The organism is Roseococcus sp. GW821-FHT12F05, assembly GCF_058806835.1.
Window position 1 is genome coordinate 117,364 of sequence record NZ_JBXAQB010000009.1, and the last position, 14,668, is coordinate 132,031.

The 14,668-nt window shown below is 71.0% G+C and carries 13 protein-coding genes; 10 read left to right on the forward strand and 3 right to left on the reverse strand.

What is annotated here, in order from left to right:
- The first annotated feature begins 139 nt into the window (after positions 1 to 139).
- Together AC1ROY_RS20990 and AC1ROY_RS20995 are read left to right on the forward strand one after the other, a co-directional pair.
- Positions 140 to 1,012, forward strand: coding sequence for a Bug family tripartite tricarboxylate transporter substrate binding protein (locus tag AC1ROY_RS20990; protein ID WP_493150831.1), 873 nt, complete (start codon positions 140 to 142; stop codon positions 1,010 to 1,012).
- Positions 1,009 to 2,058, forward strand: coding sequence for an amidohydrolase family protein (locus tag AC1ROY_RS20995; RefSeq protein ID WP_493150832.1), 1,050 nt, complete (start codon positions 1,009 to 1,011; stop codon positions 2,056 to 2,058). Before AC1ROY_RS20990 ends, AC1ROY_RS20995 begins: the two co-directional genes overlap by 4 nt.
- Here AC1ROY_RS20995 and AC1ROY_RS21000 read toward each other — a convergent pair.
- Positions 2,053 to 2,946 (reverse strand): LysR family transcriptional regulator, encoded by an 894-nt coding sequence (locus AC1ROY_RS21000; RefSeq protein ID WP_493150833.1) that lies wholly within the window; start codon positions 2,944 to 2,946, stop codon positions 2,053 to 2,055. The genes AC1ROY_RS20995 and AC1ROY_RS21000 overlap by 6 nt on opposite strands.
- Before the next feature lie 156 nt (positions 2,947 to 3,102).
- Here AC1ROY_RS21000 and leuB point away from each other — a divergent pair, with 156 nt between their 5' ends.
- From leuB to AC1ROY_RS21020, 4 genes are read left to right on the forward strand one after another with little or no spacing between them, the layout of a single operon-like run.
- Complete coding sequence (gene leuB / locus AC1ROY_RS21005) at positions 3,103 to 4,197, forward strand: 3-isopropylmalate dehydrogenase (RefSeq protein WP_493150834.1); 1,095 nt, start codon at positions 3,103 to 3,105, stop codon at positions 4,195 to 4,197.
- 5 nt (positions 4,198 to 4,202) lie between these two features.
- Entirely contained in the window at positions 4,203 to 5,612 is a 1,410-nt protein-coding gene (gene leuC / locus AC1ROY_RS21010) for a 3-isopropylmalate dehydratase large subunit (RefSeq protein ID WP_493150835.1), read from the forward strand.
- A gap of 1 nt (position 5,613) precedes the next feature.
- Positions 5,614 to 6,198: a 3-isopropylmalate dehydratase small subunit gene (gene leuD / locus AC1ROY_RS21015; RefSeq protein WP_493150836.1), complete on the forward strand. Its 585-nt coding sequence runs from the start codon at positions 5,614 to 5,616 to the stop codon at positions 6,196 to 6,198.
- Between the two features lie 23 nt (positions 6,199 to 6,221).
- Positions 6,222 to 7,202, forward strand: a complete 981-nt coding sequence (locus AC1ROY_RS21020; protein ID WP_493150837.1) for a Bug family tripartite tricarboxylate transporter substrate binding protein — start codon at positions 6,222 to 6,224, stop codon at positions 7,200 to 7,202.
- 412 nt (positions 7,203 to 7,614) lie between these two features.
- Here the strand turns inward: AC1ROY_RS21020 and AC1ROY_RS21025 are convergent, their stop codons facing one another.
- The gene (locus AC1ROY_RS21025; protein WP_493150838.1) at positions 7,615 to 8,865 is read right to left on the reverse strand and encodes a M28 family metallopeptidase; all 1,251 of its coding nucleotides are present in this window, start codon (positions 8,863 to 8,865) and stop codon (positions 7,615 to 7,617) included.
- Positions 8,852 to 10,198: an aminotransferase-like domain-containing protein gene (locus AC1ROY_RS21030; RefSeq protein ID WP_493150839.1), complete on the reverse strand. Its 1,347-nt coding sequence runs from the start codon at positions 10,196 to 10,198 to the stop codon at positions 8,852 to 8,854. Before AC1ROY_RS21030 ends, AC1ROY_RS21025 begins: the two co-directional genes overlap by 14 nt.
- A 288-nt stretch (positions 10,199 to 10,486) precedes the next feature.
- Here AC1ROY_RS21030 and AC1ROY_RS21035 point away from each other — a divergent pair, with 288 nt between their 5' ends.
- The 4 genes from AC1ROY_RS21035 to AC1ROY_RS21050 are packed head-to-tail and all read left to right on the forward strand — an operon-like array spanning position 10,487 to position 14,668.
- A complete protein-coding gene (locus AC1ROY_RS21035) occupies positions 10,487 to 11,326 on the forward strand; it encodes an isocitrate lyase/PEP mutase family protein (protein WP_493150840.1) in 840 nt (279 codons plus the stop codon).
- Positions 11,323 to 11,802, forward strand: coding sequence for a LeuD/DmdB family oxidoreductase small subunit (locus AC1ROY_RS21040; protein WP_493150841.1), 480 nt, complete (start codon positions 11,323 to 11,325; stop codon positions 11,800 to 11,802). The genes AC1ROY_RS21035 and AC1ROY_RS21040 overlap by 4 nt, the downstream gene beginning before the upstream one ends.
- Entirely contained in the window at positions 11,802 to 13,094 is a 1,293-nt protein-coding gene (locus tag AC1ROY_RS21045) for a 3-isopropylmalate dehydratase large subunit (RefSeq protein WP_493150979.1), read from the forward strand. The genes AC1ROY_RS21040 and AC1ROY_RS21045 overlap by 1 nt, the downstream gene beginning before the upstream one ends.
- Complete coding sequence (locus tag AC1ROY_RS21050; RefSeq protein WP_493150842.1) at positions 13,091 to 14,668, forward strand: ABC transporter substrate-binding protein; 1,578 nt, start codon at positions 13,091 to 13,093, stop codon at positions 14,666 to 14,668. Before AC1ROY_RS21045 ends, AC1ROY_RS21050 begins: the two co-directional genes overlap by 4 nt.

Genomic DNA, 14,668 nt, shown 5'->3' on the forward strand with positions numbered 1-14,668 from the left:
GGAGCACCGGCCGTCGGGCCGTATTCAGATGAGGGCCTCGCGCCGCGGCCTCCTCGCATGTTCCGCGGCGATTGCCGCCAGTGCCACGGCACCCGTCCGCGCCGATCCCGGCTGGCCCGGCCGTGCAGTCCGCTGCATCGTGCCGCTGTCGCCCGGCGGGACGCTGGACAGCCTGGCTCGTGCCTTCGCTCAGCGCCTGCAGCCCCTCGCCAACGGCCAGCCCGTGGTGGTGGAGAACCGCACCGGCGGCGGCGGCACGATCGGTGGCGCCGTGGTCGCGACCGCCCGGCCGGATGGGTACACGCTGTTCATGGGCGACATAGGGCCGAACATCGTGGCCGGCGAAGTGCTGCGCAGCGCGCCTTACGACCCGGCCACCGCCTTCACGCCCATCCTGCACATCGTGGACGTGCCGCTGGTGCTGGTCGCGCGGAAGACGCTGAGCGCCAGGACCCTGCCGGAGATGCTGGAGCTCGCGAAGCGCTCGCCCGAGGGCCTGACCTACGCTTCCGCCGGCGTCGGCTCCACGGCCCATCTGACGATGGAGATGCTGGCGCAGAAATCGGGCGCGCGCTTCGTGCACATCCCCTATCGCGGCGGCGGCGAGATGATGTCGGCGATCATGCGCGGCGACGTGGACCTCACCTTGCGCACCGGTGCCTCGGGGCTGGAGTCCATCCGCACGGGCGACGTCCAGGCGATCGCGATCAGCTCGGCGCGGCCATCGCGCTTCATGCCGCAGATCCCGCCCATCGCCTCGGCGGTTCCGGGCTTCGACGTCGCTATCTGGCATGGCCTCTTCGGCCCGGCCGGCATGGCGCCGGACCTCGTGGCGCGGATCAACCAGCTCGGCAACGCCGCCATCGCGACGCCGGAGTTCCGCGAAGGCTGGGCGGACGTCCAGGCCGCCGAGGTGGTGGGTGGCTCCGCCGAGGACTTCGCCCGCTTCGTCCGCGGCGAGTTCGACAAATGGCTGCCGTTGGTCCGCTCCGCCGGAATCCGTCCGGAATGAGCGCCTCCCAGGTCGCGCAGGTCCGGCATCTCGGCGTCCGGCCGGACTGGCTCGCGCAGGTCACCGAGAAGGCTCTCGAGCCCGGCCTGCCGATCATCGACCCGCACCATCACCTCTGGGAGCGGCCCAACGCGGTCTACCACCTGCCCGACCTGCTGGAGGACACGCGCAGCGGCCACGACATTCGCGCCACCGTCTTCGTCCAGTGCAACGCCATGTTCCGCGCGGATGGGCCGGAGCCCTTCCGCTGCCTCGGCGAGACGGAATACGTGAACGGCGCGGCCGCCCAGAGCGCCAGCGGCATCCACGGGCCGATCCGCGCCTGCCAGGCCATCGTCGGCTCGGCCGAGCTGGCGCTGGGCGACGAGGTGGCGCCGGTGCTGGAGGCGCAGCTGCGCGCCAGCTCCCGCTTCCGCGGCATCCGCAACAACACGGCCTGGCATCCCGATCCCGGCGTCCGGACCAATCCGATCAAGCTGCGCCCGCACGCGCTGATGGACGGGAAGTTCCGCGATGGCGTGGCGCGGCTGCGCGAATACGGGCTGACGCTCGATCTCTGGGTCTATCACACCCAGCTGGACGAGGTGCTGGATCTGGTGAAGGCCTTCCCGGACAACGGCTTCATCCTCGACCATGTCGGCGGCCCCATCGGCACGGGGCCCTTCCAGGGCCGGCAGGCCGAGGTCTTCCCCATCTGGCGCGAGAGTATCCGCGAGCTGGCGAAGCTGCCCAACCTCGACATGAAGCTCGGCGGCCTCGCCATGGAATGCACGGGCTTCGACTTCCACCATCTGCCGAAGCCGCCGGGCTCGGAGCAGCTCGCCGCGGCCTGGAAGCCCTATATCGAGACTTGCATCGAGGCCTTCGGCGCGGCGCGCTGCATGTTCGAGAGCAACTTCCCCGTGGACAAGGGCATGTGCGGCTACGGCGTGCTGTGGAACGCCTTCAAGCGCCTGGCGGCCGGCGCATCGCCCCAGGAGAAGCGCGCGCTGTTCAGCGGCACCGCCGCGCGCGTCTATCGCATCCCCGATCCGGCCGCCTCATAGGTCCACGATCCGGTCCTGCGCCGTGAGATGGTCCACCAGGAGGCGCGCGGGCCGGGTCATGTTCTCGCGCGGCTGAAAGCAGAGGCGGAGGTGGCGCGCGGCCCAGGCCTCGCGCAGAGCCCGCGCCACCATGCCGCCGGACCGCCGCGGCCGCGCCAGGGAGGCGGGCAGGATGGAGAGCCCATGCCCGGCCTCCACCATGCGCGCGATGGTCTCGTTGCCCACCACCTGCACGCGGGACCGGATCTCGAGCTGGGCGGCCTCGGCGGCGCGATCGAGGATGGTGTTGAGCGAGCTGCCCGGCCGACCCACCACGAAGTCGAAGGGCAGCATCTCGTTCAGCGTGAGCGAGCGGCGGGTGGCCAGCGGATGGCCCGCCGGCAGCACGGCCACCAGCTTCTCGGTCTTGTAGGGCAGCGTGCGCAGCGCCCCCGCGGAATAGGGCTCGGCGAAGATGGAGAAGTCCGCCGTGCCCTCCGCCGCCATCTGCACCGCCTCGCGGCTGAGCGCGTCGCGCACGGCGATGGTGATGCCGGGATGCAGCAGCGAGAAGGCGCGCAGCTCGTCCGGCAGGTAGCAGGCGGCGACCGAGGTGCTGGCGGCGATGGTGACCGTGCCGCGCACGCCCTCGGTGAACTCCGCCATCTCGATCTGCATCTGGGCCAGGTTGCGCAGCACGTTGTGCACGTTGCGCAGCAGGACCGTGGCCGCGGGCAGCGGCTCCAGCCCCTCGGGCTGGCGGTGGAAGAGCTTGTTGCCCAGCCGCGTCTCCAGCAGGGCCAGCCGCTTGCTCACCGCCGAGACGGCGATGTTCTCGCGCTGGGCCGCCTTGGTGATCGAGCCGGTCTCCATGACGGCCACGAAGAGGCGGAGCGTCTTGAGGTCCATGCGTCCCAGGCTTTCCCGAACATCCTGCCCTTGTCCATAGGAGAGCCAGCCGGGGCGATGATTTCTCCATCGGAGAAGCCCCCTTGGCCTCTCGCCATTTGCCCGAACCTTCGGGGCAGCCCAACGTCGAAGCAACCAGTCGGAGGAGAGTCGTCGGTGTCGCTCAGCAACCGCAAGATCAAGATCGCTGTCCTGCCCGGCGACGGCATCGGCCAGGAGATCATTCCCCAGGCCGTGAAGGCCGTGAACGCCGTAAAGGGCCAGCTCTCGATCGAACTGGGCCAGGGCGAGATCGGCTGGAGCTCCGTGGAGAAGACCGGCGAGGCGCTGCCCCAGGCCACGCTCGACCTCATCGAGCGTTCCGACGCGATCCTCTTCGGCGCCATCGGCGGGCCGGAATACGAGGCCTGGAAGCGCAGCAACCCGCGCGGCTCGCCGCTGCTGCGGCTGCGGCAGGACATGAAGCTCTTCGCCAACTACCGGCCGATCACCCTCTTCCCCGAGCTCGAGAACGCCTCGACGCTGAAGCCCGAGGTGATCCGCGGGCTCGACCTGCTCATCATCCGCGAGCTGAACGGCGACATCTATTTCGGCGAGCCGCGCGGCATGGTGAACGAGACCCTGGGCGCGCGCGAATCCATCAACACCATGCGCTACACCGAGCCGCAGATCCGCCAGGTGGCGCATGCCGGCTTCAAGGCCGCGCAGAAGCGCCGGAAGAAGCTCTGCTCGGTGGACAAGGCGAACGTGCTGGAAACCATGGGCCTCTGGCGCGACATCATGATCGAGGTCGGCCGCGAGTATCCGGACGTGGAGCTCACCCACCTCTTCGTGGACGCCGCGGCGATGGAGCTGGTGCGCCGGCCCACGCATTTCGACGTGATCGTCACCGGCAACATGTTCGGCGACATCCTCTCGGACGAGGCGGCGATGCTGACGGGCTCGCTCGGCATGCTGCCTTCGGCCTCGATCGGCACCAACCTCAAGGGCCTCTACGAGCCGATCCACGGCTCCGCGCCGGACATCGCCGGGAAGGACATCGCCAACCCGCTCGCCGCCATCCTCTCGGCCGCGATGCTGCTGCGCTACACCTACGAGCTGGAAGACGAGGCGCGGCGCATCGAGAACGGCGTGCGCCAGGTGCTCGCCCAGGGCTACCGCACCGGCGACATCATGGAGCCCGGCGCGAAGCGGCTGGGCACCAGGGAAATGGGCGACGCGGTGGCCGAGGCCATCGCCGCGGCGGCGTGACCGCCATGGCCCGCCCTCTCACCCTCTTCGAGAAGATCTGGGACGCGCATGAGGTGTTCCGCGACGAGGACGGCATGAGCCTCCTCTACGTGGACCGCCACTTCATCCATGACGGCTCGCGCACGCCCTACAAGCAGCTCGCCGATCGCGGGCTGAAGGTGCGCCGGCCCGACCTGACCTTCGCCTCGCCGGACCACTACGTGCCCACCACCAGCCGGGCCTTCGAGGATGTCGACGGCGAGGACCGCAAGGACATGGTGGCCTCGCTCACGCGCAACACCCAGGCCTCCGGCGTCACGGAATACGGGCTGACCGACGTCCGCCACGGCATCGTCCATGTGATGGGCCCGGAGCAGGGGCTGAGCCTGCCGGGCATGCTGATCCTCTGCGGGGACAGCCACACCTCCACCCACGGCGCCATGGGCGCGCTGGCCTTCGGCATCGGCGCTTCCGAGGTTGCGCATGTGCTGGCGACGCAGACGCTGTGGCAGCGCAAGCCGAAGACGATGCGCGTGACGATCGAGGGCGAGCTCGCGCCGGGCGTCTCGGGCAAGGACGTGGTGCTCGCGCTCATTGCCCAGATCGGCGTGAACGGCGCCACCGGCCATGCGATCGAGTATGCCGGCTCGACCATGCGGGCGCTCTCCGTCGAGGGACGGTTGACCATCTGCAACATGTCCATCGAGGCCGGCGCCCGCGCCGGCATGGTGGCGCCGGACGAGACGACCTTCGCCTATCTGGAGGGCCGGCCCCACGCCCCGAAGGGCGCCGACCGGGACGCGGCGCTGGAGCGCTGGCGTGCCCTGCCGAGCGACGCCGGCGCCATCTTCGACCGCGAGGTCTTCCTCGACGCGGCGGCGATCGAGCCCATGGTGACATGGGGCAACCGTCCCTCGGAGGCGCTGCCCGTCACGGGAAGCATCCCTGATGTGAGCACCGTCGAGGACCCGGCCCAGCGCCGCGTGCTGCAGGCCGCGCTGGACTACATGGGCCTGAAGCCCGGCACGCCGCTGGCCCGGGTGCCCGTGGACTACGTCTTCATCGGCTCCTGCACCAATGGCCGCATCGAGGACTTCCGGGCCGCCGCCGAGGTGCTGCGCGGCCGCCGCGTGGCGCCGGGCGTGAAGGCCATCGCGGTTCCCGGCTCCGGCCTGGTGCGCGAGCAGGCCATGGCCGAGGGGCTCGACCGCGTCTTCACGGAGGCGGGCTTCGAGTGGCGCTATTCGGGCTGCTCCATGTGCCTGGCCGTGAACGGCGATGGCGTGCCGCCCGGCAAGCGCAGCGCCTCCACCTCCAACCGCAACTTCGTCGGGCGGCAGGGGCCGGAGGCGCGCACCCATCTGGTGAGCCCGGCGACCGCGGCGGCGACCGCCATCGCCGGCCATTTCGCCGACCACCGCACGATCGGAGGCTGAGATGCCGAAATTCGACACCCTCCTCGCCACCGCCGCGCCCATGGAGCAGCGCGACATCAACACCGACGCCATCATCCCCGGACGCTTCCTGAGGCGGAAGCGCGAGGAGGGCTTCGGCGAATGCCTCTTCCGCGACCTGCGCTTCCGCGAGGACGGCACGGAGAACGACGGCTTCGTGCTCAACCAGCCGGCCTACCGCGAGGCCAGGATCATCGTGGCGAACGAGAACTTCGCCTGCGGCTCCTCGCGCGAGAGCGCCGTCTTCGCGCTGCACGACTACGGCATCCGCTGCGTGATCGCGCCGAGTTTCGGCGACATCTTCCACAACAACTGCTTCAAGAACGGCCTGCTGCCGATCGTGCTGCCGGCCGAGGAGGTCGCGGAGCTGCGCGCCCAGGCCGGCACCATGCAGGGCACGCCCTTCGCCATCGACCTCGCGGCACAGACCGTGACGGGCGTGGACGGCGTGGCACGGCACTTCAACATCGATCCCTTCCGCAAGCGGCTGCTGCTGGCCGGAGTGGACGAGATCGGCTTCACGCTGGGCTTCGAGGACAAGATCGCGGCCTTCGAAGCCGCGCGCTGACTGCACGACCGAGGAAACATCCAATGAACATCCGTTTTTCGCGGCGCACGGCGCTGCTTGGGGCCGGCGCGTCGCTGGCGGCGCCGGCGGCCCGTGCCCAAGGCCCCTATCCCAGCCGTCCGGTGCGGCTGATCGTGAATTTCGGCGCGGGAGGCGCCGCCGACACCGTGGCGCGGCTGATCCAGCCCAGGATGTCCGAAGCACTGGGCCAGCCGCTCATCATCGAGAACCGCACGGGAGCGGGCGGCACCATTGGCGCGGTCGCAGCGGCCCGCTCGGAGCCCGACGGCTACACGCTGATGTTCGACAGCCCGAACCACATCATCAACCCGCTGCTGCAGCCCAACATCCCCATCAACTACGAAACCAGCTTCAGCTACATCTCGGGGGTCACCATCCAGCCCTGGGTCTGGATCATCTCGACCGACTTCCGGTCGACGGACCTGCAGGGCTTCATCGCCGAGGCGCGGGAGCGGGGCGGGCCGGTGATCTTCGGCTCCTCGGGGATCGGCAGCGCGGGCCATCTCTCGGGCGAGCTGCTGGGACAGCGCACCGGCCTGCCGGTGGAGCACGTGCCCTATCGCAGCGGTGCCGAAGCGGGGAACGACGTGGCGGCCGGCAACCTGAAGGTGGCCTGCATCACCGTCTCTTCGGCGCAGCCGGCGATCAATGCGGGCAGGGGGCGCTATATCGCCAGCACGGGCGCGCGCCGTTCCGTGGCGTTGCCGGAGCTGCAGACCTTTGCGGAAAGCGGCTTCCCGGGCTTCGACGTGACGAGCTGGGTCGGGCTTTTCGGTCCAGCAGGCTTGCCGGCGGAGATCGTCGGGAAGGTGAATGCCGCGGTCGGCGCGGCGCTGCGCGACGAGACCGCGCGCACGCGGCTGATGGCGGCGGGCTTCGAGCCGGACCCGACGACGCCCACGGAATTCGCGGCCAAGATCGCGCATGAACGGATCATACTGACGGAATCGATCCGGAACTGGCAGCGCTCCGTACGCCGGTGACGCTAGGACGCCAGTGCAGCCTTGGTCGGGCGGAAGAGGCTGCAGCAGCCAACAATCGCCGCTCCGCCCGATATCCGGCAATTCATTCTCTGCTGTATCGGAAGGCTGGCAACTAGGCCGCTACTCTCGAGAACGATCTGAGATGGTTGCGAAGCTCCACGGCCATCTCAAATCGTGACACCAAGTCTCGCAGGAGGGCCATTCCGGCCGATCCGCCCTTCCGCGACCGCAGGTTCTGATGGTTGCGGCTCCCCGCGCTCCGGAGACGGGCGCTTCCTCAGTGGCGGGGAGGAGCTGCTCAAGCTCCTCCCTGCGATTTCGGACGATGACCGCTCGGTATTTTTACCGGGCTGCCGGGCCCAGGCGCTCTCCGCACCCGAAGTTGAGGCGTGCTCCTGTTGCTACGATCTGGTCAGGGATTCAGCGCCGGGAGCGCCGCCAGTGCATTCACCGCCGGCCTCGCATCCGCCGCGCCCCGGCGCAGTGCGGCGGCTCGGTCCTCCGGTAACGATAGGAAGTGGGTCAGCAGGGCACCCGCAGAGGCCGTGGCCGCGCGCAACTCCTCCTCCGCCACAAGCCCGCGCGTGTCGGCGGCCGTCAGGATCCGTGCCACCAGGCTGTCAGGCTCGCCGAAACCGGCCATCAATCGAATCGCAGGCACGCCATGCGCGGCAAAGCTTGCGTGGTCGGAGCTGACCGCAAGAGGCTCGTGCACCGCGATGGGCAACGCCCGGCCGACCTCCTCGGACAGCGCCGGGAAGCCCGATGTCAGCGCGGTGAGATTCGGGCTGCCGGTGATGCTGTCGAGGTTGAGGTTGGCCGCCATCGCGGCGATCCGCTCCGCCGGCAGGCCCGCGAGCCAGGCGCGCGAGCCGGAGAGCGACCATTCCTCCGCGCCGAAGACGCAGACCGTCAGGCCGTGCGGGAGGCCGCTCAGGCGCGGCGCCATATCGCGCGCCAGGGCCAGCAGCGCGGCGACGCCCGTCGCATTGTCGATCGCGCTCTCGGCCGGCGGATGACCGTCCAGATGGGCGGAGAGCACGACGCGACCGGGACCGCCGCCCGGCAGGTCGAGCACAAGATTGCGCGCCGTGGACAGGTGATGGCGCGCCCGCAGCAGGAAGCGCGCCCGTCCCGCCGCGCGCAGCCGTTCCGCCGCTTCCGCGCCGAGGCCGATCACCGGGACCGGGCAGGCATTGGCCCAGCCGGAGACGGCGCCGACGCCGGGCATGGGCTGCACCAGGATCACCGCCGCGGCGCCGGCCTCGGCCGCCGCGCGCAGCTTGTAACGCCGGTGCATGGCGCCGGGCGCGAAGGTGTATTCGTGGCGCACCATCACCGCGCGGCCACGCACCGCCGCGCCGGCCGCTTCGATCTCGTCCGGCGTGCCGCGGCCGAGGTCGAGGACCTCCAGCGCCACCTCGCCGGCCGTGGGCGCAGAGCCGAGCAGCGCCAGCGCCGGAAGCTCCATGCCCCCCGCCGTCACGCGCAGCTCGTCGAGCGTCCAGCCGTGGTAGCGGGTGGACACGTCCTGCACCCCGCCCAGCTCGCCGAGCCGGGCCTTCACGAAATCGAACGCGGCGTCGCAGCCGGGCGTGCCCTGGAGGCGGCCGCCGAATCCGCAGATGCGTTGGAAGTCGGTCCAGAGGTCAGGTGATGGCATCGAGCGTCCAGGGCTGCTCGGTCAGCAGGTGGCCGATGGCGGCGAAGGCCGGCTCCAGCGCCGCGGGTTCCAGCGCACCGAGACAGGCGCGGATATGCGGCGGCAGCTCCGCCCCGCCCGCGGCGAACTGTGTGGAGGGCAGCACGCGCACGCCGCGCCGCTCCAGCCCGCGCACGACGTCGTCCAGCCGCCAGGGCTCGGGAACGGGAAGCCAGAGATGGTAGCTCGGCAGCGCCGGCGGCACGAAGCGGCCCGGACCCAGCGCCGCCGTCACGAGGGCGAGGCGCCGGCGCATCTCCTCGCGGTGCTCGCGCCGGCAGGTCGCGGCGGCCCCGCTCTCCACGAGGCGCGCCAGCAGCTCGGCGTAGAAATTGGGCGCGACCCAGTGCTGCACGCTCAGCGCCTGCTGCACGGCGGAGCGGATGCGCGCCGGCGCCTGGACGATGCCGAGGCGGAAGGCAGGCGCCACCGCCTTGGAGAGGCCGGTGACGTAGATGGCGCGATCCGCCTCGAGCGCGGCGAGCGGCGGGATCTCGTCCCCCGCCAGATGGCCGTAGACGTCGTCCTCCAGGATCAGCGCGGAGGTGCCGCGGCAGGCCGCGAGGAGATCGCGTCGGCGCTGCAGCGGCATGGTGATCATCGTCGGATTGTGCACGGCCGGGCTGCAGAGCACGACCGACGCGCCCGTGGCGGCGAGCTGCCGCGCGAGGTCTTCGGGCACCATGCCCTCCGCATCCATGGCGACGCCGCGCAGGACGACGCCGGCCTCGGCGGCGAGGCGGTGGAAGCCCTGATAAGTCCAGGCCTCGCACAGCACGGTGTCGCCCTTCCGCGTCAGCGCGGCGAGGCAGGCGGAGAGCGCGTGCTGCGCGCCATGCGTCAGGATCAGCCCTTCGGCCGAGGCCTCCAGCCCGCGCGGCCGCAGCCATTGCGCTGCCATGGCCCGGTGGCGGGCGCTGCCGGAGGCGGGCTGATAGCCGAAAATCTCCTCGGTCCGCGCCTCCTTCGCGATGCCCGACATGGCGTCGGCCAGTGCTGCCCGGATGCCGGGCGGCATCGGGACGCTGTTGAGACGGAGGTCGGCGCCGTCGGCCTCGGAGCGCAGATGCGTGGCACTGCCTGAAGCCGTGCGGACGAAGGTGCCGCTGCCGGGCCGCGCGACGACGAGGCCGCGGCGTGCCGCCTCGCCGATGGCCCGCGTGATGGTGGCGATCGTGACGCCGTACTGCACCGCGAGGTCGCGCTGGGACGGCAGGCGCTGGCCGCGCTGGAACTGGCCGGAGGCGATCCCCTCTTCCAGATCGTCGACGAGAGCCTGGTACTTCGGTGCCATGTCGTAGGGCGCGCGCCGTGTGGTTGCGGAACCGCTCTAGCGGATGGCAGGCCGGATTTCCAGGCGTCCGAACGGAGGTTCGGTCAAAATACTAGTACAATAGGATGGTACGGCACATTGGTGATGCCGATTCATTGCGCAAGAACAGGTGCAGACTGCCGATTTTCCGAGCCCATTGCTGCCTATCCGGCGATTATGCCATGCTCGGACACCGGAAGAATTGTCCTAGGATTTCTGCGTGCGGCATCTCTGCAAATGACTCGGCCGACCACCGCATTGAGAGACCTCATGCGCCAGCCGCGCCTCGTCCCGCTGGCCGGGGTCTACGACGCGCTCTCCGCCTGCCTGCTGGAGCGCGCGGGGCTGGAGGCCGCCTATGTCAGCGGCTATTGCGTCGCCGCGGGCCGGCTCGGCCTGCCGGACGTCGGCTACCTCACGCTGACCGAGGTGGTGGAAAACGCCGCCCGCATCGCCGATCGCATCGGCATCCCCGTGCTCTGCGACGGCGATGACGGCTACGGCAACCACCTCAACGTCGGCCGCCTGATCCGGGGTCTCGAGCGCGCGGGCGTCGCGGGCGTCCAGCTGGAGGATCAGGTCTCGCCCAAGCGCTGCGGCCACATGGCCGGCAAGCGCGTGGTGCCGAAGGCGGAGATGGTTGCGAAGATCCGCGCCGCCGCGGACACCCGGCAGGACCAGGACTTCGTGATCCTGGCGCGCACCGACGCCGTCGCCGTCACCGGCTATGCCGACGCGCTCGACCGCGCCCAGGCCTATCGCGAGGCCGGCGCCGACATGATCTTCGTCGAGGCGCTGGAGACCCTGGAGCAGATGGCCGAGGTGCCGAGGCTCTTCGACTGCCCCACGGTCTTCAACTTCGCCCTCGGCGGCCGCTCGCCCACGCCCGGCGGTGCGGAGATCGAGCGCCTCGGCTACCGCTTCGTGCAGAATCCGGACGTCGTCTTCGCCGTCACGCGCATCCTGGGCGACCTCTATGGCGAGGTGCGGCGCGAGGGCACCTACGCCGCCATGGCCGACCGCATGGCCGGCTTCGCCGAGTTCAACGACCTCCTCGGGCTGGAGCGGGTCGCGGCGCTCGACGCGCGCTACCGCGGCGATGGCGCATGAGGATCTCCGGCACCGCGCTGGTGGTGGGCGACGAGGTGAACAGCGATCTGCTCTACCCCGCGCGCCACATGGGCATCGCCGATCCGGCGGCGCAGGCGCGGCACGCCCTGCAGGGGCTCGGCCCGGAGTGGCCGGCGCGGGTCGCGGCGCACCGGGTGCTGGTGGCGGGATGGAACCTCGGCGGCGGCAGCGCGCGCGAGGAGGCGGTGACGGCCCTCAAGGGCGCGGGCGTGACGCTGGTCGTCGCGCGCTCCTTCGGGCGCCTCTTCTTCCGGAACTGCATCAACAACGGCCTGCCCGCCGTCGCCTGCGAGGCGCTGCCGGCGCTTTTGACCGGCGCCGCGGTCGCCGCCGACCTCGCGGAAGGCTGGCTGGACGCCGGCGGGGCGCGCCTCGCCGTGCCCCCGCTGCCGGGGATGCTGCTCGACATCCTTCGGCATGGCGGGCTGCTGGCGCGCCTCCGGGAGACGGCGTGATGGGCACCCTGGCCGAGGCCATCCTCTCCCGTGCCGCGTCCCGCCCGGTCCGCGCCGGCGATCTCGTGGAGGTCCGGGCCGACCGGTGCTTCGTCCCGGACGACACGATCGCGCTGGTCCTGCATCACCTGCGCCGTGCCGGCATCACGCGGCTCGCCATCCCCGAGAGGATCGGCATCTTCTACGACCATTTCGCCCCGGCCGAGACGATCGGCAGCGCCACGGCCCAGGCCGAAGGCCGCCGCTTCGCCGCCGAGCACAGCATCGCGCAGCTCTTCGACGTCGGCGAGGGCATCTCGCACCAGCTCGCGGTGGAGAAGGGGCTGGTCCGGCCGGGCGAGCTCGCCCTCAACGCGGATTCCCACACCACCACGCTGGGTGCGGCCGGCTGTTTCGGCACCGGGATCGGAGCGACGGAGACGGCCTATGTCTGGGCCACGGGCAGCATCTGGCTGCGCGTGCCGACGACCATCCGCGTGGTCCTGGAGGGGCGCCTGCCCGAAGGCTGCGACGCCAAGGATGTCTGCCTCACGCTCCTGCGCGACATCGGCCCCCGCGCCGCCGCCTACCGCGCGATCGAGTTTCATGGCGCCGGCGTCGCGCGGCTCGGCATGGCCGCGCGGATGACCCTCTGCAACATGGCCGTGGAGCTCGGCGCGAAGGCCGCGATGGTGCCGCCGGACGCCGTGACCGAGGCGCATTACGCCGCCCTCGGCATCATCAGCGACGAGACCTGGCCATCGGTCGATCCCGACGCGGAGTACGAGCGCAGCCTGCGCCTCGATCTGGACAGACTCGTGCCCATGGTCGCCGGTCCGCATGCCGTGGACCGCGTGGCGCCGGTCGCGGAGATGGGCGCGCCGCGCATCGACCAGGCCTTCCTCGGCACCTGCACCAACGGCCGCATCGAAGACCTCCGCGCCGCCGCCGCCATCCTGCAGGGGCGTCGCCTCGGGCCCGGCGTGCGCATGGTCGTCACCCCCGCTTCGCGCGCCGTGCAGCTCGCCGCGATGCGCGAGGGGCTGACGGAGACCTTTCTCGAGGCCGGCTGCGTCGTCACCGTGCCCGGCTGCGGCGCCTGCGCCGGGCTGCACCAGGGCCTGCTGGGCGACGGCGAGACCTGCGTCTCCTCCGGCTCGCGCAATGCGCCCGGCCGCATGGGCAGCCGCGAGGCCGCGATCTTCCTGGCCAGCCCCGCCACCGTCGCCGCGAGCGCGGTGACCGGCCGCCTCACCGATCCCCGAACCCTCAGTCCCCATTCTGGTCACCCTGTCCTGGAGATGACGACATGAAGCGCCGAAGCCTCCTTGCCGCCGCCGGCGGCGCCCTGCTCGCGCCGGCGATCGCACAGGCCCAGGGATCGCGCCTGCTGCGCTTCGTGCCGCAGACCGATGTGGGCGTGCTCGATCCCACCTTCACCACCGCCTATGTCACGCGCAACCACGCCTACATGATCTTCGACACGCTCTTCGGCGTGGACGACCATTTCGCGCCGAGCCCGCAGATGGTCGAGGGCACGACCACCGAGGATGACGGCCTCACCTGGCGGCTCACGCTGCGCGACGGCCTGCGCTTCCACGACGACACGCCGGTCCTGGCGCGCGACGTGGTGGCGAGCTTGCAGCGCTGGTGGCGCCGCGACGCCTTCGGCCAGGAGCTGAACGCCGCGACGAACGAGCTCTCCGCGGTCTCCGACAAGGTGGTGCAGTTCCGCCTGAAGCGGCCCTTCGCGCTGCTGCCGGCCGCGCTGGGCAAGCCGTCGAGCTACATGCCCGCCATCATGCCCGAGCGCATCGCCAGCGGCCCGCCGGACCGGCAGATCCCCGAGCTCATCGGCAGCGGGCCCTTCCGCTTCAACCGCGCGGAATTCGTGCCCGGTAACCGGCTGATCTACGAGCGCTTCGCCGGCTACGTGCCGCGCGGCAACGGCACGCCGAGCCGCACGGCCGGTCCGAAGATCGTCCATCTCGACCGGGTCGAGTGGGTCGTCATCCCGGATCCCTCGACCGCCGCCTCGGCGCTCAATGCCGGCGAGGTGGACTGGGTGGAGCGGCCGCTGGTGGACCTGCTGCCGATGCTCCGGCGCAACCGCAGCCTCGAGGTGAAGCTGCTCGATCCCGACGGCGCGCTGCCCATCCTGCGCGTCAACCAGCTCCAGGCGCCGTTCAACAACCCGGAGATCCGGCGGGTGCTGCTGCGCTCGGTCACGCAGGCCGATTTCCTGCGCGCCGTGGCGGGCGACGACCGCTCCATCTGGCGCGACAATGTCGGCGTCTTCACCGACGGAACGCCGCTCGCCAACGACGCCGGCATGGAGGCGATGCGCGCCCCGCGCGACCTCGCGCGCTCGCGCCGCGAGCTGATGGCGGCGGGCTACGCCAACGAGCGCGTCGTCATCCTCTCGCCCGGCGACTACGCGCAGTTCAACGCCATGGCGCAGGTGGGCGCGGACCTGCTGCGGCGCATCGGCTTCAACGTGGACCTGCAGGTGGTGGACTGGGGCACCATCCAGCAGCGGCGCCTCAAGAAGGACCCGGTCGACCAGGGCGGGTGGAGCATCTACTTCACCTCCGTCGCGGGCAACGAGGCGGTGAATCCCGCCGCGCACCAGAACACCCGCGGCCTCGGCGAGCGCAGCAACCCCGGCTGGCCGCTGAGTCCCCGGCTGGAGGAGCTGCGCGCCGCCTGGTTCGCGGCGAAATCGGTCGAGGAGGAGAAGGCCCTCGCGCGGCAGATGCAGGAGCAGGTCTTCCTCGACGTGCCCTATGTGCCGCTCGGGCAGTTCTTCGAGCCCAATGCCTTCAGCCGGTCGCTGCGGGACATCCCCGGCGGCTTCCCCGCCTTCTGGGGCGTCCGGAAAGGCTGA

Coding starts and splice junctions, on each gene's coding strand:
- AC1ROY_RS21035 (WP_493150840.1), top strand. CDS start 10,487: ATGCGCCAGCCGCGCCTCGTCCCGCTGGCCGGGGTCTACGACGCGCTC.
- leuC (WP_493150835.1), top strand. CDS start 4,203: ATGGCCCGCCCTCTCACCCTCTTCGAGAAGATCTGGGACGCGCATGAG.
- AC1ROY_RS21040 (WP_493150841.1), top strand. CDS start 11,323: ATGAGGATCTCCGGCACCGCGCTGGTGGTGGGCGACGAGGTGAACAGC.
- AC1ROY_RS21050 (WP_493150842.1), top strand. CDS start 13,091: ATGAAGCGCCGAAGCCTCCTTGCCGCCGCCGGCGGCGCCCTGCTCGCG.
- AC1ROY_RS21020 (WP_493150837.1), top strand. CDS start 6,222: ATGAACATCCGTTTTTCGCGGCGCACGGCGCTGCTTGGGGCCGGCGCG.
- AC1ROY_RS21000 (WP_493150833.1), bottom strand. CDS start 2,946: ATGGACCTCAAGACGCTCCGCCTCTTCGTGGCCGTCATGGAGACCGGC.
- AC1ROY_RS21025 (WP_493150838.1), bottom strand. CDS start 8,865: ATGCCATCACCTGACCTCTGGACCGACTTCCAACGCATCTGCGGATTC.
- AC1ROY_RS21030 (WP_493150839.1), bottom strand. CDS start 10,198: ATGGCACCGAAGTACCAGGCTCTCGTCGACGATCTGGAAGAGGGGATC.
- AC1ROY_RS20995 (WP_493150832.1), top strand. CDS start 1,009: ATGAGCGCCTCCCAGGTCGCGCAGGTCCGGCATCTCGGCGTCCGGCCG.
- AC1ROY_RS21045 (WP_493150979.1), top strand. CDS start 11,802: ATGGGCACCCTGGCCGAGGCCATCCTCTCCCGTGCCGCGTCCCGCCCG.
- leuD (WP_493150836.1), top strand. CDS start 5,614: ATGCCGAAATTCGACACCCTCCTCGCCACCGCCGCGCCCATGGAGCAG.